The following is a 19822-nucleotide window of genomic DNA, read 5'->3' as shown; positions in this document are numbered from 1 at the left end:
CCTCCCGGGTGGGGGTGGTCGCGAGCGGGGCTCGAAAGGGTGGACGGACGGGTGGCGATACGTTTCCGCAGGTTGGGTCGGGCGGGCCGTCAGCCCTTGACGGCGCCGATGAGCATGCCCTTCTTGAAGTGGCGCTGGACGAACGGGGAGAGGATCGCGACCGGCAGCAGCGCGAGGATCATCACCGCGGTCTGCACGGCGAGGCTCGGGACCTGGTTGCTGGCGATCATCTCCGACATGCCGGTGGGGCGCTCCCGGCGGACCACGATCTGGTAGAGGACGTTCTGCAGCGGCAGCTTGTCCTGCTCCTGGATGTAGATGAAGCCGGCGAACCAGTTGCCCCAGTAGGCGACGGCGTAGAAGAGCGAGATCACGGCGAGCACGGCGCGGGAGAGCGGGAGTACCACCTGCCACAGGATGCGGAACTCGCTGGCGCCGTCGATGCGGGCGGCGTCGATCAGCTCCTGGCCGACGTTCATGAAGAACGCCCGGAGCACCAGGATGTTGAAGACGTTGACCGCCATCGGCAGGATCAGGGCGCCGTAGGAGTTCATCAGGCCCAGCTCCTGGACGACCAGGTAGGTGGGGATGATGCCGGCGCCGCCGAAGAACATCGTGCCCATCATCGTGAACAGCAGCGGGCGGTGCCCGAGCGAGCCCATCCTCGTCAGCCCGTAGGCGGCGAGGATGGAGATCGCCATGCTGAAGGCGGTGCCGATGGTGGTCACGCCGATGGAGACCCACATGGCGCGGGCGACCTGGCCACCCTTGAGCAGCTCCTGGTAGGCGTCGAGGGTGATGCCCTCCGGCCAGACCACGAGGCCGCCGGTGGAGCGGATCGTCTCCGCGTCGGACAGGCTCGTGATCAACACGATCCAGACGGGGAAGAGGATCGCGAGCAGGGCGATGGCCAGGATCGTGCCCTTGGCGGCGAGGCCGATCCGGGTGGGGGGCTCCTCCCAGGCCGGGCGCTCGCGCCGGCCCTTCTCCTCGTCGTCGTCCATGAGGACGCTGTTGTCCCTGGTCATGGTGGCGCTCATTGCTTCTTGTACACCCCCTGCTCACCCATCGCGTGGGCGACTCGGTTGGCGGCGAGCACGAGGGCGACGCTGAAGACGCCCTTGACGATGCCGATGGCCGCCGCGTAGCTGTAGTCCCCGTTCTCGATGCCCTGGTTCCAGGTGTAGGAGTCGAGCACCTCGGAGGCGCCGGGTCCGACGGCGGTGCGTTGGATCAGGTACTGCTCCATGCCGACGGTGAGCATGTTGCCGACCTGGAGCACCAGCAGCAGCGCGATGACGGGGCGCAGCGCGGGCAGCGTCACGTGCCACATGCGGCGCCAGCGGTTCGCGCCGTCCACGGCGGCGGACTCGTACAGCTCCTGGTTGACGGTGGACAGGGCGGCGAGGAAGACGATGATGCCCCAGCCCGCGTCCTTCCAGATGACCTGGAGGGTGATCAGCCACTTGAAGAAGCCGGGGTCGGTCATGAGGTCGAAGTTGTCGCCCCAGCCGTAGTCCCGCATCACCTGGGCGACGAGGCCGGCGCCGCCGAAGAGCTGCTGGAAGACGGTGATGACCAGCACCCACGAGAAGAAGTGCGGGAGGTAGAGGACCGCCTGGGACCACGCCCGCACCTTGCTGTGGAGGAAGCTGTTGATCAGCAGGGCCAGCGCGATGGGAACGGGGAAGAAGAAGACCAGCTGGAGGGAGGAGAACATCAGCGTGTTCTGGACGGCGTTCCAGAAGTCGCGGTCGTCGAGCATCCGCTCGAAGTTCTCCAGCCCCGTCCAGGCGCTGGCGGCCATGGAGTCGAAGAAGTTGTCGCCGAGGTAGGGCTCGTAGAACTGGAACGCGATGACGTTGGCCGCGATCGGGATGTAGGCGAAGACCAGCAGCAACACCACCACCGGCAACGTCATCAGGATCAGCGGATAGTCCCGGCGCAGCTTGTGCCGGAACGAGATGCCGCCCGCCAGACGCGGGTCCTTGCCGCGGCGACGCCCGCGCCCGAGGGGGAGGGGGCGCCGCGTGGCCTTACGGTGTTTCGTCGGCGGGCTGGCGCCGGGATCCCGCGGAGCGGGTGGCCGCGGGATCGTGCTCTGCGACACGGGAGTTCTCCTCGTGGTCGGCGCTCCGTGCCGGGCGGTGGGGGGGACCTGGTCGGTCCCGCCCGGCCGGAGCGCGTCGTACTCAGGTGGGGGAGGTGTGGGCGGGGGCGTGCCGGGCGTCAGGCGGTGCCCTGACCGTCTCCCTCGTCGAGCAGCTGCTGGTACCAGTCGCGCAGCTCGTCGCCGCCGTTGCGCCGCCACTCGTCGACGGCGTTGCGGGCGTCGCGGATGGACTGACGGCCGCGGACCACGTCGTCCTCCAGGTCCTCGAAGCCGTCGTAGAGGTTGGCCAGGCGGGCGGGCTCCTGGATCTGGCGGCCGATGAAGATCGGGTCCTGGAAGTAGGGCAGGTTCCGCTTCTGCCAGGCGGTGTAGTCCTCGACGACCTGCGGCAGGTCGGGGAAGGCGAGGAAGCTCTCGGGCGAGCAGATGAACGGGTAGGTCTCGGGGACGACCTGGATGTTGCCTTCCTCGGTGCGGACGGGCAGGCCGTCCTCCAGGGTGTAGTGGGTGCCCTCGAGGCCGTACTGCTTCAGGCGCTGCTCGACGGTGCCGTAGGGGGCGGCGGTGTAGTTGGCGATCTGGAGCGCCTCGCGGATGCGGTCCTCCGACAGGCTCTTGTTGACGAACGTCCAGATGCTCGCGCCGTTGCGGGCCCACAGCGTCGGCTCGCCGCCGTCGTACGCGAAGAAGTCGAAGGCGTTCATGTGGAAGTCGGGGTTCGTCGACCGCTGCTCGGCCACGGTGCCGTACCAGGCGCCGTCACCGGTGTTGAACATGAGGGACTCACCGGCGGTGAAGCGGACCGTGGAGTCGCCGGAGGCGGCGACCGCGTCGGGGTGGACGACGTCGGCCTCGTACAGGCGGCGGGTCCACTCCAGGGCCTCGATGTACTCCTCGGTCTCCAGGCGGTTGACCAGCCGGCCGCCCTCCCGCTTCCAGTACAGCGGCTTGTCGGGCAGCACCCCGTACATCTTGAAGGCGAACCACTTCATGTCCTCGCAGGCCCACACGCGGTTGCGGGCGGAGGTGATCTCGACGCAGAAGTCGATGAACTCCTGGCCGCTGGTCGGCGGCTCCCAGCCGTTGGCGTCGAAGATGTCCTGGCGGTAGTAGGGCACGACGTCGCCGATGATGCGCTGGGGCATCGGCAGGCCGCGCAGCGCGCCGCCGAAGACGGACGCCTGCCAGGCCTCGGTCGGGACGGCCGCGAGGTTCGGGAAGTCGAACACCTTGTCGCCGGAGAGGAACGGACCGAGGTCGGCGAAACGGTTCGCTATGGCCTGGGGTATCTGGCCCTGGAGCTCCCAGGAGGGGATGCAGACCAGGTCGGGGATGTCGCTGCCGGCGAGGGTCGCGCCGAGCTTCTCACCGTAGGTGTTGCCGTCCTGGGTCTGCCAGTTCATGCGGACGCCGATGGCCTCGTCCATCGCGGTCCAGAAGGGGTTGCCGGGCCGCGGCGGGGTGCCCCACAGCGGCGTCATGGCCGTGAACTCGCCGCCGCTGCCGAGCGGCTCGGGCACCGAGGCGCCGAGGTCGTCGGTGGGGATCCAGCGGGTGTAGCCGGGGCTGGAGCCGTGCTCGGCGGCGATGTCGGGCTCCACCGCCACGTCCGAGGCCCGGTACGTCGGCAGGATGCTGGTCAGCTCCTCCTCGGAGACGCGACCCTCCCCCCGGCCGCTTCCCTCGCCACCACACGCGGACAGCAGCGGCATCCCGCCGACGGCGGCTGCGGCAACTCCCGTCGCGGCGAGGAAGTTTCTCCGGCTCGGCCCGGAGCGTGAGTTCGACATGGCTACGTCAACCCTTCGTGGTACTGCGCCCTTGCAAGACCGTCGTGCCCGCTGGTCGAAGCGCTTCGATGTTGCGCCGAGGTTAAGACCCCCGGCCGGGTCACACAAGTCCCGACTGCCAAGAAAATCGACGGAGTCGGCGAGCCACGTTGCCCAAGAGAGCCAAGGAGTTCCCGAGACGTTGCCGTGATGCGTCTTGACAGGAGACCTGCCGGAAACCCAGCATCGAAGCGCTTCGAACGCTGGGACCGCACGAGCCGCCGAACCCCCCGTCACCAGGCCATGCGAGCCCCCGGTGCGGGTCGGGCCCCCGCCGGGCCCGGCCCCGAGCCCGTCCAGACCCCCATCGCAAGGGAACCACCCGTGACCGAAGAACCGCTCCCCTTCCGCGACACCCGGCTGTCGATCGAGGAGCGGGTCGCCGACCTGCTCGCCCGGCTGACGCCGACGGAGCGGATCGCCATGCTCCACCAGCACGCGCCGGCCGTGCCACGCCTGGGCCTGCCGGCCTTCCGCACCGGACAGGAGGCGCTCCACGGCGTCGCCTGGATGGGTGAGGCTACCGTCTTCCCCCAGGCCGTGGGACTCGGCGCCACCTTCAACGAGGCGCTCGTGCGGCGCGTCGCCGAGGCCGTGGGACGAGAGGTCCGCGCGATGCGGGCGACGAACCCGAAGGTCGGGCTGAACGTGTGGGCCCCCGTGGTCAACCCGCTGCGCCACCCGCTGTGGGGACGCAACGAGGAGGGCTACTCCGAGGACCCCCACCTGACGGCAGCGATGGGCAGCGCCTACACCCGCGGCCTGAAGGGCGACCACCCCCGGTACTGGCGCACCGCCCCCGTCCTCAAGCACTGGCTGGCCCACAACCACGAGACCGAGCGCGACACCGCCTCCACCACCCTGCGCCCCCGCGTGCTGCACGAGTACGAGCTGCCGGCGTTCCGCGGCCCCGTCAGGGCCGGGGCGGTGGCCGGCGTGATGCCCGCCTACAACCTCGTCAACGGCCGGCCCAACCACCTCTCCCCGCTGCTCGCCAGCGAGCTGCGCACCTGGACCGAGCTGCCGCTGGTGGTCTGCTCCGACGCCTACGCCCCCAGCAACATCGCCGGCTCGCAGTCCTACTACGCCAGCCACGAGGAGGGCCTGGCCGCCGCGCTGCGCGCGGGCGTGGACAGCTTCACCGACCTCGGCGAGGACTCCGAGACCACCATCGGCCGACTCAGCCGCGCCCTCGACGCCGGCCTGATCACCCAGGACGACATCGACGCCGCCTGCGCCCGGCTGCTGGGCATGCGGCTGCGGCTCGGCGAGCTGGAGGACCCGACGCTGGTGCCGTTCACCCCCGAGGCGGCGGCGCTGGCGGCAGCGGGCGCGGCGGGCACCGCGGGCACGGCCGCCGGGGAGAACGGCTCCGACGAGGCGGCCGAGGCGTCGTTCGACACGGCCGAGCACCAGGCCATCGCCCTGGAGTCCGCCGAGCAGGCGATCGTGCTGCTGAAGAACGACGACCTGCTGCCGCTGCGGCCCGGCACCCGCGTCGCGGTGGTGGGGCTGCTGGCCGACGAGGTCAAGCTGGACTGGTACAGCGGCGCCCTGCTGCGCGCCACGAGCCCGCTCGCCGGCCTGCGCGAGCACCCCGCGCTCGGCGAGGTCAGCCACGCCGAGGGCGTGGACCGGGTGCGGCTGCGCACCGCCCGCGGCGGGGTGACGGTGCCCGAGGCACCCGAGGCGGACGCCTCGGCGGAGGCCGCCACGGCGGCGTTCGACCCGGCGCTGCTGGCCGGCCGCACCGACCTGCCGCCGCTGACCGTGACCTCCGATGACGGTGACGGCGCGGGCGGCGGCGAGGCGGGCAGCGTTCTGGACCTGATCGACTGGGGCGGCGGCGTCCTGACGCTGCGCGCCCCCGAGGGCCGCTACCTCTCGGTCGCGGAGGACGGCTACCTGCGCGCCTCGGCCCCCCAGCCCGGCGGCTGGGTGGTGCGCGAGACGTTCCGGCTGGAGCCGCACGGCGACGGGCACCTCCTGCGGCATCTGGGCAGCGACGGTCACGTGGGGGTCGCCGCCGACGGGCTGAAGGTTGCCGAGGGCCTGCCGGGAGAGGTCTTCACCGTCGAGACGGTCGAGCGCGGCGAGGACGCGGTCGCGGCCGTCGCCGCCGAGGTCGACGTCGTGGTCGTCGTCGCGGGCAACGACCCCCACATCAACGGCCGCGAGACCGAGGACCGCGTCACGCTGGCGTTGCCGCCGCACCAGGAGCGGCTCTGGCGCGCGGCCCACGCCGCGAACCCCCGCACCGCGCTGGTCCTCGCCTCCTCCTACCCGTACGCGGTGCCCGAGGCCGACGAGGCCCTGCCCGCCCTGCTGTGGACCGCGCACGGCGGGCAGGCGGCCGGCACCGCGCTCGCCCGCGTGCTCCTCGGCGACGTCTCCCCGGCCGGTCGGCTGCCGCAGACCTGGTACGCCGCCGACGCCGAGCTGCCCGCCCTGCTCGACTACGACCTGATCGCCTCCCGCACCACGTACCTGTACTACGACGGCACGCCGCTCTACCCCTTCGGCCACGGCCTGTCGTACACCTCGTTCGCCTACGACGCGCTCACGGCCGCGGTGACCGGCGACGCGCTGACGGCCGAGGTCACCGTCACCAACACCGGGGACGTGGCCGGGGACGAGGTGGTGCAGCTCTACGTCCGCGCCGCCGAGCCGAGCGTGCCGCGCCCCCACCGGCAGCTCGTCGCCCACCGCCGGATCCACCTCGCGCCCGGCGAGACGTGCCGGCTCGTCCTCTCCGCCCCGGCCCGCGAGGCGCTGGGCTTCTGGGACGTGGCCCGGTCCCGCTGGAGGGTGGAGCCGGGCGACCACGCGGTGCAGGTCGGCGCCTCCAGCCGCGACATCCGGCTCACCACCACGGTCGCGGTCGACGGGGAGCCGCCCGAGCCGCGCCCGGTGCGCGAGGCCGGGCTGGCCGCCTGCGACTTCGACACCTCCTTCGACGTCGCGCTCGTCGACGCCACCAGGGTCAGCGGCGACGCCGCGACGCCCGCGGCGGACGGCGGCGAGGCCGACGCGGAGGGCGGCCTCGTCTTCCGCGCCTGCGACTTCGGCTCCGACGGCGGCCCGACGACCGTCACCGTGGTGGCGAGCGCCCCGACGGCGGGCGGCGAGGTCACGCTGGTCGTGCCCGGCACCGGCCCGCGCACGACGGTGCCCGTCCCGGCCACCGAGGACCGCTACACCTACGCGCGGGTCCGCGCCGAGCTCGCCGAGGCCCCGTCGGGCGTGCGCGACCTGCACGTCACGCTGCGCGGCGACGTGAGGCTGCTGCGGCTGGAGTTCTCCTGAGAAACGCCTGGTGCGCGATGACCAGCTACGCCTTCCTCCTCCTGCCGTCGCACAACCGCGTCTACGCCCAGGCCGCGCCGCGTCTGGCCCGCGCGGAGCTGCTGGCGATGAGCGAGACCGTGCTCGGCGGCCGGGTGACGGAGGTGGAGGAACGGCGGATGGGCGGGGTGCCGTACCTGTGCTTCCAGGCCCCCGCGCTCGCCCCGGAGGAGCTGCGCTACCTCGCGGCGCTCTCCTCCCTCCACGCCCTGTTCGAGCTCGGCGACGACGGGCGGCTGACGCCCGTCGAGGTGCCGAGCCTCGACCGCTTCCCGAGCGACCTGATCACCATCCAGAAGTACGCGGGGAAGACGAACGAGGACTTCACCCGGCTGCTGTTGAACGTCACGGCCCTGGCCTGCGACGCGCCGCAGGGGCTGCTCAACGGCGGCCTGCGGGTGCTCGACCCGCTCTGCGGCCGGGGCACGACCCTGAACCAGGCCCTGATGTACGGGCTGCACGCGGCCGGCGTGGAGCGGGAGGCCCGCAGCGTCGAGGCGTACGAGAACTTCCTGCGGCAGTGGCTGAAGAACAGCCGGCTCAAGCACCGGGCCACCACCGCCACGGTGCGGCGGGACCGCAGGGCGCTCGGGCGCCGCTTCCACGTGACGGTCGGCGAGTCGAAGGAGGCGTACAAGAAGGGCCAGCACCTGGAGCTGACGGTGGTGAACGCGGACACCACCGCCGCCGGGGAGTTCTTCCGCCCCGCCACCTTCGACCTCATCGTGACCGACGCGCCCTACGGCGTGCAGCACGGCAGCCGCTCGGTGACGGCGGGCCGGCCAAGCCGCAGCCCCGTGCCGCTGCTCCAGGAGGCGCTGCCGGTGTGGGCGGGGCTGCTGCGCAACGGCGGCGCCATCGGGATCTCGTGGAACACGCACGTCGCGGACCGGGAGGAGCTCGCCGCGCTGCTGTCGGGCGAGGGCTTCGAGGTCCGGGAGACCGAGGCCTACCTGGGCTTCGGCCACCGCGTGGACCAGGCGATCGCGCGCGACCTCGTCGTGGCCCGCCGCGTGCGCCGGTGACGGGCGCGGGGCGGCGGCGGGCCACGACGCTCGGGGTCGGTGCCCCGACTACAGCTCCAGGCCGGTCAGGACCATGACCCGCTCGTAGGTGTAGTCGTCCATCGCGAACTGCACGCCCTCGCGGCCCACGCCGGAGTCCTTCACGCCGCCGTAGGGCATCTGGTCGGCGCGGTAGGAGGGGACGTCGCCGACGACCACGCCGCCGACCTCCAGCGCGCGGTGGGCGCGGAAGGCGGCCTGCACGTCGTGGGTGAACAGGCCGGCCTGGAGGCCGAAGGTCGAGTCGTTGGCGACGGCGTAGGCGGCCTCCTCGCTCTCGACCCGGGTCACCGACATGACGGGGCCGAAGACCTCGTCGCAGGAGATCCTCGCGTCCGCCGGCACGTTCTCCAGCACGGTCGGCTGGTAGCTCGCGCCCTCGCGCACCCCGCCGGTCAGCAGCCTCGCACCGCCGGCCGTGGCCTCCTCCACCCAGGACTCGATGCGGCGGGCGGCGTCCTCGCTGATCTGCGGGCCGACGTCGGTGGTGTCCTTGGTGGGGTCACCGGTGACCAGCGCCTCGACGGCGGAGACCAGGCGCGGCAGCAGCCGGTCGTACACGGCGGCGTCGACGATGACGCGCTGGACGGAGATGCAGGACTGGCCGCCCTGGTAGTTGGAGAAGGTGGCGATCCGCTGGGCCGCCCAGTCGAGGTCGGCGTCGGAGGCGTAGTCGGCGAGCACGATGGCCGCGCCGTTGCCGCCGAGTTCGAGGGTGACGCGCTTGCGCGGCACCGCGTCGCGGATGGACCAGCCCACCGGCACCGAGCCGGTGAAGGAGATGACCGGCAGCCGGGGGTCGGCGACCAGCGGCGGCATCGCGTCGTTGGGCACCGGCAGCACGCTCCAGGCGCCGGCCGGCAGCTCGGTCTCGGCCAGCAGCTCGCCCAGCAGCAGGGCGGAGAGCGGCGTCGCGGGCGCGGGCTTGAGGATGATCGGCGCGCCGGCGGCCAGGGCGGGGGCCACCTTGTGGGCGCAGAGGTTGAGAGGGAAGTTGAACGGGGCGATGCCGAGCACGGGCCCGTAGGGGAAGCGCCGCGTCAGGGCGAGGCGTCCGGCGCCGCCCGCCTCGGCGTCCAGGCGCTGGGCGATGCCGCCGTTGAAGCGGCGGGCCTCCTCGGCGGCCCAGCGGAAGACGGAGGTGCAGCGGGCCACCTCCACCCGGGCCCACTTGATGGGCTTGCCGTTCTCGGCGGTGATGAGCTGGGCGATCTCCTCGGCGCGCTCGCCGATGCGCCGGCAGACGTGGTCCAGGGCGGCGGCCCGCTCGTACGCGGGGGTGGCGGCGAACTCCCGGGCCACGGCGGCCGCGGCGGCCACGGCCTGTTCGGTCTGCTCGGCGGTCGGCACGCTCGCCGCGCCCACGGTCCGGCCGTCCCAGGGCGAGGTGACCTCCAGTACCTCCTCGCCCGTGGTGGCACGGCCGGCGAGCCAGAACGCCTGGGGGTTGGTCGCTGTCGTCATCGCGGATCCCTCTCTCGCTTGCCCCTCATGCCTCAGCACCACCGTAGGCGTGTCGGGTGGCCGGGTGAGCTGTCCGACGTGGCCAGGTGTGGCGGGCGTGTACGCCATCGCGGCAGAAACGGGCGGCGGTCGGAGGACGACGCGCGCCGAGCCGTTGACCAGACCATGACATTCAGCGACGATGGCGTCACGTCGTCCTACTGACGCGTAACGTCCCCCCACTCCCTCGGAGACGCGATGCGACCGTTCCCCCGCGGCCGGCGGACCACCACCGTCGCCGCCGCAGCCTCCCTCGCACTGGCCCTGGCGATCGGCACCCAGGCCGCCACCGCCACCCCCTCCCCCACCGCGGACGGCCCACCCGCCGCCTCCGCCACGACCGCGGACGCGGACGCAGCCCGGCAGTACGAGGTCAGCGGCGTGGCCACGCGCGCCGACCGCACCGCGCTGGCCCGCGACGGCGCCGTCATCGACGAGGCGCGCGCCGACAGCGTGATCGTCACCGCCGACCGCGCGGAGGCGACGCGGCTGCGCGCCCTCGGCTACGAACTCGCCGCCCTGCCGTCCGCCCGCCAGGCCGCGGCGGCCCCGGAGGACTACCACACCTACGAGGAGGTGCTGGCGCTCGTCGACGACGCCGTCGCCCAGCACCCGGACCTCGTCAGCAGCCAGGTCATCGGCCAGTCCTACGAGGGCACCGACATCGTCGCCGTGAAGATCAGCGACAACGTCGCCACCGACGAGGACGAGCCCGAGGTCCTCTTCACCTACGGCCAGCACGCCCGCGAGCACCTCACGGTGGAGATGGCCCTCTACACGCTGGCCGAGCTCACCTCCCAGCACGGCGCGGATCCGCAGGTCACCGAGCTGGTCGACTCCCGCGAGATCTGGCTGGTGCCCTCGGTCAACCCCGACGGCAAGACCTACGACACCGCCTCGGGCAGCTTCCGGAACTGGCGCAAGAACCGGCAGCCCAACCCGGGCTCGGGCATCGGCACCGACCTCAACCGCAACTGGGCGTACGAGTGGGGCTGCTGCGGCGGCTCCTCCGGCAACGGCTCCAGCGACACCTACCGGGGCTCCGGGCCGGAGTCCGCCCCCGAGGTCGCCGTCGTCGCCGACTTCGTGCGCGGCCGGGTGGTCGGCGGCGAGCAGCAGATCACCGCCCACATCGACTGGCACACCTACAGCGAGCTGGTGCTGTGGCCCTACGGGTACACCTACGACGACACCGCGCCGGGCCTGACCGAGGACGACCAGGCGGCGTTCGAGGCCCTCGGCACGGCGATGGCCGAGACCAACGGGTACACCCCGATGCAGTCCAGCGACCTCTACATCACGGACGGCACCATCGACGACTGGCTGTGGGCGGAGCACGGCATCTTCTCGTTCGCGTTCGAGATGTACCCGTCCTCCTCCGCCGGGGGCGGCTTCTACCCGCCGGGCGAGGTGATCGACCGGGAGACCAGCCGCAACCGCGAGGCGGTGCTGTTGCTGCTGGACTACGCGGACTGTCCGTACCGCGTCATCGGCGCCGAGGAGCAGTACTGCGGCGCGTGAGCCGCGCACGTGTCAGGCGGCGTTCGCCCGGGCCCCCGCCGGCCCGCAAAGGTCCGGGCGGCGCGCCCTCCGGCACGGGTCGGGGCGCGGGCGACGTGCGCGGGCGACGTGCGCGGGACACGGCTCGGGCCACGGCGCGGGTCGCGTCCCGGGCGACGGCTCGGGCTACGTTCCGGGCGACGTCGCCTTGAGCGCCAGCCACAGCTCCATCCGCACGTCCGGGTCGTCCAACGCCCGGTCGAGTATCTCCTCCACCCGCCGCATCCGGTACCGCAGCGTGTGCCGGTGCACCCCCAGCTCGGCGGCGGCGGCGTCCCACTGCCCGTGGTGCGAGAGCCAGGCCCGGAGGCTGGCGACGAGGTCGCCGCGCCCGTGCGCGTCGTGCTCGCGCAGCGCGCGGAGCGTGCCGTCGGCGAACGCGCGCACCGCGTCGTCGGCGAGCAGCTCCACCACCGATCCCGTGGTGACGTCGTCGTGCTCGACGAGGGCGCGGCCCCTGCGGTGGGCGACGGCCAGCGCCTCACGCGCCTGGCGGTAGGCGGCGCCGACCGCGGCCGGCCCCGTCGGCGCCGACATGCCCACGGCCAGGCCGGCCGCGGAGCCGCCGCCCGGCGGCGCGGCCCCTCCGGCCCCGCCCGCCCCTGCCGCCGATCCGGCCGGTCCGCCCGCTCCGGCCGATCCCGCCCGCTCGCCTGGCTGAGCGGGCTCGCCGCCCGCGCGGCGCCCGGCCGCCCGGCCGGCCGAGCGGGCGTCGACGCGTCGGGCGCCGTGCCCGCCGACGTGCGTCGCGCAGGCGGCGACCGCGGCGCCGCCGTCGGGCACCACCAGCACCAGAAGCTCGCCGTCGGGCGCCGCCAGCACCGACTCACCCGCGCGGGCCGCCGCCGCTTCGACCGCCTCCGCCAGGCCCTCCAGGGCCCCGGCGTCACCGACGGCCTCGGCGACCACCAGCCGCAGCGGGGCGTCGAGCAGCCCGCCGTAGAGCTGCCCGGCGACGGCGCGGGCGTGGTCCGCCTCGCCCGCCAGCAGCATCCGCAGCACCGCCGCGCCGAGCCGGCTCTCCGCCGCGTGCACGGCGCGGAACCGCTCCGTGGTGAGCGTCAGCACCGCCACCGCGGCCTCCACGGCGTACCGCTCGGCGGTCCCGAGCGGCGCGGCGGTGCCGATGGCCAGCACCGCCCGGGGCGCCTGTCCGGTGCCGAGCGGCTGGAGCTCCACCCGGTCGCCGGGCCGCCGCTCCGTCCCCTCGCCGCCGGACCGCTCCTCCGCCGTGCCGTGCTCGCCCGGTTCGCCGCAGACGGAGCTCGCCGGCGAGGGGTGGTCGCGCAGCCGCCGCACCTCGGACGCGAACCGGGCGGCGCGGCGGGCGGCCCACGCGGGGGCGGCGGCCGTGACGGCGCCCGTGAGGTCGTAGAGCGCGACCCAGCCGTCCACCTGCGCCGCGAGCCGGGCGAGCAGGGCTCGCTGGCCGTCGGGCGACAGGGCGGCCCGGGTCAGCTCCCGCTGGGCCGCGAACCCCGCGGTGACCGCGCGGTACTGCTCGGCCGCCAGGGAGGCGGAGACGACCTTGCTGATGGCGATGAACGGGGTGCGCCGCGGCACCAGCAGCAGCGGCAGCCCCGCCTCGCGGGCGGCGGCCAGCAGCGCCGGCGGCACCTCGGGGTGGTGGATGCCGACGCCGAAGCCGAGGCCGACGACACCGGCCTCGACGAGCCGCTTCACGTAGGCGTCCATTGCCTCGGCGTCGTCCACGGGGAGCTTCAGCGCCGTGGTCAGCAGCAGCTCGCCGCCGTCGAGATAGGGCACCGGGTCGGCGAGCTCGCTGGCGTGGGCCCAGCGCACGGGCGCCGCCAGCCGGTCCTCGCCGGTGAGCACGCGCAGGCGGAGGGCGGAGTGACGCGCGAGCGAGGCGAGCGTGGGGGGCATGGATCACCTGGGCGGGAGGTGGACGTGGGCCGCCTGGGGGCGACCGGACAGCGAGACGGCGGGACGGCGTGCGGGACGGCGGGACGAACGGGCCGACGCTGACGGCCGTGACGGCGGTGACGGTGGCCGGCGTCGCGGCGCCGCGTCCCTCACACCGTACAGCGCACGTCACCCGGGCCGGGGCGGTCGACGGCCTCCCCGGCGGCCGTCCCCGACGGCCCTCCCGGACAGCCCTGCCCGACGCCCCCTCCGACCGACGGGTGCGGCGTCAGCCCAGGCGCACCAGCACCGGCGGCCCCGGCTCCCCGGAGACGGTCGTGAGGGAGAGCACCGCGTGCCGGGGCGGCACCCGGTGGGCCAGCTCGGAGGCCGACCACCGCTCCCGCTCCACGCGCCGCACCGTGACGGCCTCGGTGGTGGTCTCCCGCCCGGTGAACAGCTTCCGCACCCCCCGCACCAGCCGCCGGGTGGTGCCCCCCGTGCGGTCGGGGGTGCGGGTGGTCTCGGTGTCCTCGCGCCACTCCGTGCCCCAGGCGCGGGCGAAGTGCTCGGCGTCCCACGTGGTCAGCCCGGAGAACGCCATCCGGCAGCCGACGGCCCCGAGCAGCCCGGCGCGCAGCCCCGCCGGCACGTCGTCGAGCGTGCGCAGCGCCAGCACCGCCCCGGCGTTGACCGGCCGCAGCTGGGTCAGGCCGCGCACGGTGCCGGGCGTGAGCGCGGCGGTGGCGTCGTCCAGCACCAGGCAGGCGAAGCGGGACGCGTCGGGACGGGCCACGGCGGCGGCCGCGAACTGGGCCAGCAGCAGCCGCGTGACGACGCGCCCGGCCGCCGTGTGGCCGGCGGCCGGCAGGTCGATCCGCACCCGCATCGGGTGGGACAGGGCCGCGTCGAGGGAGAACGGCCTGGCCGCCTGCTGGCTGGAGAAGCCCGCCCGGTCCAGCATCCCGAGCAGCCCGGCCAGGCGTGGGCCGAGGTCGTCGGGGCGCTGCGCCTCGCGGGCGCGCGCGTCGAGCTCCCGCTCCTGGTCGTGGGCACCGGCGTGGCGCAGGTCCTCGCGGAGGGTCCGCAGCAGCGCGGGCGCCCCGTCCAGCATGGCGCGCAGCTCCGGCACGCCGGGCAGCCGCTGGTAGGCCGCGTGGTACGGGCCGATGAGCTGCACGAGGACGGCGGCGGCGTCGCGCGGCGCGACGCGCTCCTCGCCGCCGACGAGCGCCTCGGCCAGCAGCCCCGCTGCCTCGTCGGTGTCGGTGGCGCCGCCGTAGGGGTCGAGCTGGTATGCCGCCTCGGGGTCGCCGACGCGGAGGATCACGTCGAAGGCGTCGTCGGGCCCGAGCGCGCTGCGGGCCGTGCCGACGGCCACGACGGTGGCCTGGCCGGCGAGGGCCTGCAGGCACATCGCCTCGGTGACGGGCCGGATGATCCGGCCGGTCTTGCCGGATCCCGGCGGGCCGACGGCCAGCAGCGAGGTGCCGAGGACGGCCGGGTCGAGGGCGACCGGCTCGCCACGGTACGCGTGGGGGTTGCGGTCCTCGTCCAGCGCGTGGCCGACGCGGACCTGGCGGGTGAGGAGGTCGTGCTCGGCGGTGCGGACGGCGAGGTCGCGGGCGCCGGAGGGGTGGGGGAAGGCGGCGGGGCCGTACTCGGCCACGGCCGCGACGAAGTCGGGCAGGGCGGTGGGCCGGCCCCGCACCGCCTGCCAGGCGTGGTCGATGCGGGCGTAGTCCAGGTCGCTCATGGTGCCGGCCCGCACCTCCGCGGCCAGCCGGTCGGCGGTGGAGCCGGCCCCGGCGGCACGCAGCTCGGTGAAGTCGGTCAGCCGGGCGCGGGCGGCGCGCTCGGCCTCGCTGCGGGGGGCGTCCGCCCGCCAGCGGGGCGGGTAGTGCCGCCACACGGCGTGCCAGCCACCGAGGAGACCGAAGACGACGGCGAGGACGGCGGTGTAGACGAGGTAGTAGACGTTGTAGGCGACGCGGTAGGCGAGGGGGTCCTCCTCCCAGGTGTCCTCGACGACGCCGAAGAGGGGTTCGAGCCAGAACATCCAGACGCCCGAGAAGCTCAGGCCCCAGGCGAGCGCGGCGGCGACGAGGGCGAGAAGCGCGCGGCGCGTGGCGCGGGAGGTCATGGGCTCGAACTCCGCGCGCCCGCAGAGCAGCCGCAGCACGGAGGGGCGCCAGCGGCGCCAGAGCCGCGGCCAGTTCCCGGTGCGGCCGACGAGGACGGCCAGCAGGGCGGAGACGGCGACGCAGTAGGCGTAGAAGACCGTCTCCACGACCGTGGGGCTGGCCCAGGACTGGAGCCGGAGCGTGTCGCGCCCGATCCACCACAGCGGCTCGTCCCACCACGCGAAGACGAGGACGTCGTTCTCGCACAGCGACCACACCAGCCAGCCCGTGAGCAGGGCCAGCAGCGCGCCGCCGTGCAGCTCCCGGTCGCTCAGCCGGTCGGGGTCCTCCGGCGGCTTCGGGACGTGGCCGGGGCGCCAGACGCCGGGGCGGGCGTCGGGGCGGGGGGTGTGCAGCCAGCGCACCATCGGCGGGGCGGTGGGGTCGACCTCGGGCGGGACCGCCCTGGTGCCGGGCGGGCCGGGGTGGGGGCGTTGCTGGGGCACGGGAGGCACGTTGTCCCCAGGCGGCGCGTGGTGTGCGCCCTCGCGCCCCCCACGCATCCGTCGAGGCCCGCTCCCCCCGCCCGCGCCGTGCCGGCCGTCACCGCTCATCACGTCCCCATCGTGTCAGGTTCTTCAGGCTCTCTGACCAGGCGATCAACTGACTGTGCGTCGGCGCACAATCTAGTGCAGCGCGCCTGTCCGGGCCCGGTTCGGCCACGGACCCGGGGTCTTTGTCGAATCTCCGTCGAATATGCGGGCGAGGAACCTGTGCATACCTGTTCCCCACGGACAACTCGTGCGCTACGTTCCTGGTCACCGCTGGCTCAAAGAGAACCTCGGGCAACGCCATGACTCGTGCCATCTCCCTGCGAGACGTCTCCAAGATCTATCCACGCAACGTGCTCGCCGTCGACCGGCTGTCCCTGGACATCGCTCCCGGGGAGTTCGTCGTGCTGCTCGGACCGTCGGGTTGCGGCAAGTCGACGGTGCTGCGGATGATCGCCGGGCTGGAGGACATCACCTCGGGCGAGCTGTACCTCGACGGCGAGTACGCGAACCTCACCTCGCCCGGTGAGCGCGAACTGGCCATGGTCTTCCAGCACTACGCCCTCTACCCGAACATGACGAGCCGGCAGAACATCGGCTTCCCGCTGCGCCTGGAGGCACCGCACGAGGACACGGCGCCGCGCGTGGAGGAGGCCGCGCAGATGCTCGGCATCGAGGACCTGCTGGAACGGTACCCGGCGCAGCTCTCCGGCGGCGAGCAACAGCGCGTCGCGATGGGCCGGGCCATCGTCCGGCGGCCGAAGGCGTTCCTCCTCGACGAGCCGCTGTCCAACCTCGACGCCAAGCTCCGCAACCGGCTGCGCGCCGAGATCGCCACGCTCACCCGCCACCTCGGCGTCACCACGGTCTACGTCACCCACGACCAGTCGGAGGCGATGTCGCTCGGCGACCGGGTGGCGGTGATGCGCAACGGCGTGATCCAGCAGACGGGTTCGGCGCGCGACGTCTACCGCCTGCCGACGAACCTCTTCGTCGCGGCGTTCGTCGGCACCCCGCGCATCAACCTGTTGAAGGCCAGCGTGCAGGCGCCGCTCGACGGCCGGCTCAACATCGACTTCGGCAAGCAGCGGATCGAGCTGCCCGAGCCGCTCAGCCCCGACCACCAGATGCTGCGCATCCAGATGGGGCGGGAGATCACGGTCGGGCTGCGCTCCGAGGCGGCGCGGATCGCGTCCCCCACCTCGATGCGACCGACCGAGGCCCTGGTCAACGGGGTGGTGCAGCACGTCGAGTACCAGGGACACGAGTCACTGGTGCACGTCAGCACGGGCGCGAGGCCGGCGAGCGTGGACGGGCTGGAGTCGCCGCGGCCGCCCGCCCGCGGCCGGGGGGCCTTCGACGGAGGCGACCGCGGGGACCGGCGGGGCGCCCGCGGCGGCAGCGGTCCGGGCCGGCTGGGCCGGCTGCTCAGCCGCAGGAGCGCGGAGCGGGAGCGGGAGCGGTCCGCCGCGGTCGGCGCCTCGGGCGCTCGGCTGTCCACCCTGGAGCGCCCGACCTCCCGTCAGCTGCCCCCGCCGACGCCGATCGCGGGCCGCGTCGACGACGGCCTGGTGCTGCGCGCCCCCACCGACCTCCAGCTGCGGATCGGCGAACGGGTGCCGTTGCTGCTCGACCTCGACCAGCTCTACGTCTTCGACAGCGACGGGGAACGCATCTGTCCCGCCCCCGCCCACGCGCCCTCCCTGCACGACTGAGGCGTGCCGTGGGCGGCGCGCCGGGCGGCGCCCGGCGTGGGCGGCGCGGCGGGCGTGGCCGGTGCCGGGCTCACGCGCCCTTCCGCAGCCGCTCGCTGATCTGCCGCCCGCGCCGGGGCGCGGGCGGCTCCTCCCCCAACCGCCGGCTCAGGCGACCCACGTGCACGTCGACCGTGGCCTCGACGAGCTCGGCGTACGCCTCGGCTGCGCCCCGCACCCGCCGGTGCGCGGCCACGGCCGCGCCGAGCCCGAGGACGGCCGCCGGCCACCAGCGCGCGCCGAGCGCCACGTAGAGCACCGCCCAGCCGCCGAGCGTGAACGCGTCGTCCAGCCGCCGCCTCGCCTCGGCGACGATGCCGCGCGTCTCCTCCGGCAGCAGCAGCCACAGCCGTGGCCAGGTGTACGGCAGGTCGAGCCCGTACTCGTTCTCCACGCGCGCGCCGAGCGCGTACATCCGGTCGCCGAGCCAGGTGGGGCGGCGCGGCGGGACCAGGGCGATGGCGTTGCGGCGGGCCGCCGCCTCGGCGCGCGCCTCCGCGTCGTCCGCCGGGCACCGCAGCAGGGCGGCGTCCGCTGCCTCCCAGCGGCGCGCGCGCCGCTGGCGCAGGTGCCGCGCCAGGCCGGCGAGCGGCCGGGGCCACTCGCCGGCGAGCACCCGTTCGACGGGCCCGGCCAGCCCCTGGGCGAGGAGCCCGAGGGCGGCCGACAGCGGCACGAGCGCGACGAGGACCACCACGAGGCGGGCCGTGACGTCCGAACCGCCGGCCGCCGTCGCTCCTCCAGTGTCGGTGGCGGCCTGGCCCGTCAGGGCGTTGACGCCGTCCCAGACCGCCCGCGCGTCGGCCCAGTCCCGCTGCCCGAGGGTGAACGCGACGGCGGCCACGCCCGCGTAGAAGAGCCCGGGGAGCACGAGCAGCGTGAACCACCGCTCGGCGAACCGGCGGCCCAGTTCGGCCAGGACCCCGCTCATCGCGTGGTCAGCCCCCGGCCACGAAGGTGAGGACGCGTTCCAGCAGCAGGCACTCGGGAGGGCCCTGGCCGGGCCGCCGCCGCTCGACGCGGGTGCAACTGCCGTCGGGGCAGACGTAGTCACCTGGCACGGGAGGGCGGGGGCCCGACACGGCCGGGGGCATGTACCCCGAGCCGGCGTTCCGCCCTGAGGGGTCGCCCCGTGGCGTGTCGGGGCCGTCGTCGCCCAGCCAGCCGCCGGCCAGCAGCAGCGGCCTGATGTCCCGTCCGCGCCGTGCGTCCCGCACGATCCGCTCCAGGTCCGCGCGCCGCCGGGGCGCCGCGCCGAGGGCCATCTGCCGCAGCCGCGCCAGACTCCCGCAGAAGTCGGCCCGCATCTCCTCCGCACTCTGCTCCACACAGCGATCGTAGGCGGGAAACGGCCGCCCGCGCCCGGCGCGCGCGACGGTCACCGGCCGCCAGGGCCACTCCACCGGACAGCTTCGCGGTCTTCACGACATCTGCGGGCATCTCACGCTGTTTCAGGGGCATTTGGGGAGAGAGGACGGCGAGGCGGAGCTCCCGTCGGCCGCGAGGGGTGGGAAGGAGTGCGGGTGACATCGGAGAGCGCGTACGGCAGGGCGCGGGAGGCTCCCGAGCCGCGCACGTCGTGGGACGAGATCGCGCGCGGCCTGTGGATGGGCGGACACCGCTTCGTCGACCCGACGGGCGCGGTGCGACGGGCCGTCGTGGGCGCGGAGTTCGACCGCGTCGTCAGCCTCTTCACCCTCCCCGGGCACGGCCCGGCCACCCGGGTGGAGCACGTGGTGGTGAGGCTGCCGGACGCCCCGCTGACGTCGGCGCAGATCCTGTGCGTCGCGGAGGTGGCGCGCGCGACGGCGCGCGCGGTGCGGGAGGGCCGGACGGTCCTCGTCCGCTGCCACTACGGGTACAACCGCTCGGGCCTGGTCGTGGCGCAGACGTTGGTCGAGCTCGGCCACGAACCCGCGCACGCCATCAGCCTGGTGCGGCACCGCAGGTCGCCGTGGGCCTTACACAACACCGTCTTCGCGGACTACCTGCGCACCGGACTTGACGTGGCGTCGCTGCTGAGCGACCTGAAGGCACCGGGTTAGGACGCTTCGTCCCCGTGGGCGGACGGGCCCGGCGTGACTGTCAGTGGCGGCTGGCAGAGTGGACCCCGT

The 19822-nt window shown here is 74.3% G+C and carries 13 protein-coding genes; 5 read left to right on the top strand and 8 right to left on the bottom strand.

Annotation, left to right across the window (positions count from 1 at the left end):
- Positions 1–89: 89 nt before the first annotated feature.
- The 3 genes from ACTWP5_RS16240 to ACTWP5_RS16230 all read right to left on the bottom strand — a co-directional run bounded on the left by ACTWP5_RS16240 (position 90) and on the right by ACTWP5_RS16230 (position 3903).
- Positions 90–1028: a carbohydrate ABC transporter permease gene (locus ACTWP5_RS16240; protein ID WP_443221659.1), complete on the bottom strand. Its 939-nt coding sequence runs from the start codon at positions 1026–1028 to the stop codon at positions 90–92.
- 8 nt (positions 1029–1036) lie between these two features.
- Positions 1037–2110 (bottom strand): ABC transporter permease, encoded by a 1074-nt coding sequence (locus tag ACTWP5_RS16235; protein ID WP_443221658.1) that lies wholly within the window; start codon positions 2108–2110, stop codon positions 1037–1039.
- A gap of 119 nt (positions 2111–2229) precedes the next feature.
- The gene (locus ACTWP5_RS16230) at positions 2230–3903 is read right to left on the bottom strand and encodes an extracellular solute-binding protein (RefSeq protein ID WP_443221657.1); all 1674 of its coding nucleotides are present in this window, start codon (positions 3901–3903) and stop codon (positions 2230–2232) included.
- 363 nt (positions 3904–4266) lie between these two features.
- Here ACTWP5_RS16230 and ACTWP5_RS16225 point away from each other — a divergent pair, with 363 nt between their 5' ends.
- Complete coding sequence (locus ACTWP5_RS16225; RefSeq protein ID WP_443221656.1) at positions 4267–7248, top strand: glycoside hydrolase family 3 C-terminal domain-containing protein; 2982 nt, start codon at positions 4267–4269, stop codon at positions 7246–7248.
- Between the two features lie 17 nt (positions 7249–7265).
- Positions 7266–8312, top strand: coding sequence for a TRM11 family SAM-dependent methyltransferase (locus ACTWP5_RS16220; RefSeq protein WP_443221655.1), 1047 nt, complete (start codon positions 7266–7268; stop codon positions 8310–8312).
- A 48-nt stretch (positions 8313–8360) separates the two neighbouring features.
- Here the strand turns inward: ACTWP5_RS16220 and ACTWP5_RS16215 are convergent, their stop codons facing one another.
- Positions 8361–9815, bottom strand: coding sequence for an aldehyde dehydrogenase family protein (locus tag ACTWP5_RS16215; RefSeq protein WP_443221654.1), 1455 nt, complete (start codon positions 9813–9815; stop codon positions 8361–8363).
- Between the two features lie 237 nt (positions 9816–10052).
- Here ACTWP5_RS16215 and ACTWP5_RS16210 point away from each other — a divergent pair, with 237 nt between their 5' ends.
- A complete protein-coding gene (locus ACTWP5_RS16210) occupies positions 10053–11375 on the top strand; it encodes a M14 family metallopeptidase (RefSeq protein WP_443221653.1) in 1323 nt (440 codons plus the stop codon).
- 165 nt (positions 11376–11540) lie between these two features.
- Here ACTWP5_RS16210 and ACTWP5_RS16205 read toward each other — a convergent pair whose 3' ends face one another.
- Positions 11541–13301 carry a PucR family transcriptional regulator gene (locus ACTWP5_RS16205; protein WP_443221652.1) on the bottom strand — a complete coding sequence of 587 codons (1761 nt, stop codon included), beginning with the start codon at positions 13299–13301 and terminating at the stop codon, positions 11541–11543.
- 268 nt (positions 13302–13569) lie between these two features.
- Entirely contained in the window at positions 13570–15909 is a 2340-nt protein-coding gene (locus ACTWP5_RS16200; RefSeq protein WP_443221651.1) for an ATP-binding protein, read from the bottom strand.
- Positions 15910–16256: 347 nt separating this feature from the next.
- Here ACTWP5_RS16200 and ACTWP5_RS16195 point away from each other — a divergent pair, with 347 nt between their 5' ends.
- Positions 16257–17669 (top strand): ABC transporter ATP-binding protein, encoded by a 1413-nt coding sequence (locus ACTWP5_RS16195; RefSeq protein ID WP_443221650.1) that lies wholly within the window; start codon positions 16257–16259, stop codon positions 17667–17669.
- Between the two features lie 70 nt (positions 17670–17739).
- Here ACTWP5_RS16195 and ACTWP5_RS16190 read toward each other — a convergent pair whose 3' ends face one another.
- Together ACTWP5_RS16190 and ACTWP5_RS16185 are read right to left on the bottom strand one after the other, a co-directional pair.
- Positions 17740–18639, bottom strand: a complete 900-nt coding sequence (locus ACTWP5_RS16190) for a hypothetical protein (RefSeq protein ID WP_443221649.1) — start codon at positions 18637–18639, stop codon at positions 17740–17742.
- A 7-nt stretch (positions 18640–18646) separates the two neighbouring features.
- The gene (locus ACTWP5_RS16185; RefSeq protein WP_443221648.1) at positions 18647–19036 is read right to left on the bottom strand and encodes a hypothetical protein; all 390 of its coding nucleotides are present in this window, start codon (positions 19034–19036) and stop codon (positions 18647–18649) included.
- A gap of 195 nt (positions 19037–19231) precedes the next feature.
- Here ACTWP5_RS16185 and ACTWP5_RS16180 point away from each other — a divergent pair, with 195 nt between their 5' ends.
- A complete protein-coding gene (locus ACTWP5_RS16180) occupies positions 19232–19753 on the top strand; it encodes a protein-tyrosine phosphatase family protein (RefSeq protein ID WP_443221647.1) in 522 nt (173 codons plus the stop codon).
- Positions 19754–19822 lie beyond the last annotated feature (69 nt).

Source organism: Streptomyces sp. 4N509B (assembly GCF_052245655.1).
In the GTDB taxonomy this organism is placed as follows: Bacteria; Actinomycetota; Actinomycetes; order Streptomycetales; family Streptomycetaceae; genus Streptomyces.
The sequence above is the reverse complement of the archived record's forward strand: the minus strand, read 5'-3'. Positions and strand labels throughout refer to the sequence as shown.

Bases quoted from the DNA above. Each gene is read 5' to 3' on its own strand.
- ACTWP5_RS16240 (WP_443221659.1), bottom strand. From the start codon at position 1,028: ATGACCAGGGACAACAGCGTCCTCATGGACGACGACGAGGAGAAGGGC.
- ACTWP5_RS16230 (WP_443221657.1), bottom strand. From the start codon at position 3,903: ATGTCGAACTCACGCTCCGGGCCGAGCCGGAGAAACTTCCTCGCCGCG.
- ACTWP5_RS16220 (WP_443221655.1), top strand. From the start codon at position 7,266: ATGACCAGCTACGCCTTCCTCCTCCTGCCGTCGCACAACCGCGTCTAC.
- ACTWP5_RS16215 (WP_443221654.1), bottom strand. From the start codon at position 9,815: ATGACGACAGCGACCAACCCCCAGGCGTTCTGGCTCGCCGGCCGTGCC.
- ACTWP5_RS16210 (WP_443221653.1), top strand. From the start codon at position 10,053: ATGCGACCGTTCCCCCGCGGCCGGCGGACCACCACCGTCGCCGCCGCA.
- ACTWP5_RS16205 (WP_443221652.1), bottom strand. From the start codon at position 13,301: ATGCCCCCCACGCTCGCCTCGCTCGCGCGTCACTCCGCCCTCCGCCTG.
- ACTWP5_RS16195 (WP_443221650.1), top strand. From the start codon at position 16,257: ATGACTCGTGCCATCTCCCTGCGAGACGTCTCCAAGATCTATCCACGC.
- ACTWP5_RS16190 (WP_443221649.1), bottom strand. From the start codon at position 18,639: ATGAGCGGGGTCCTGGCCGAACTGGGCCGCCGGTTCGCCGAGCGGTGG.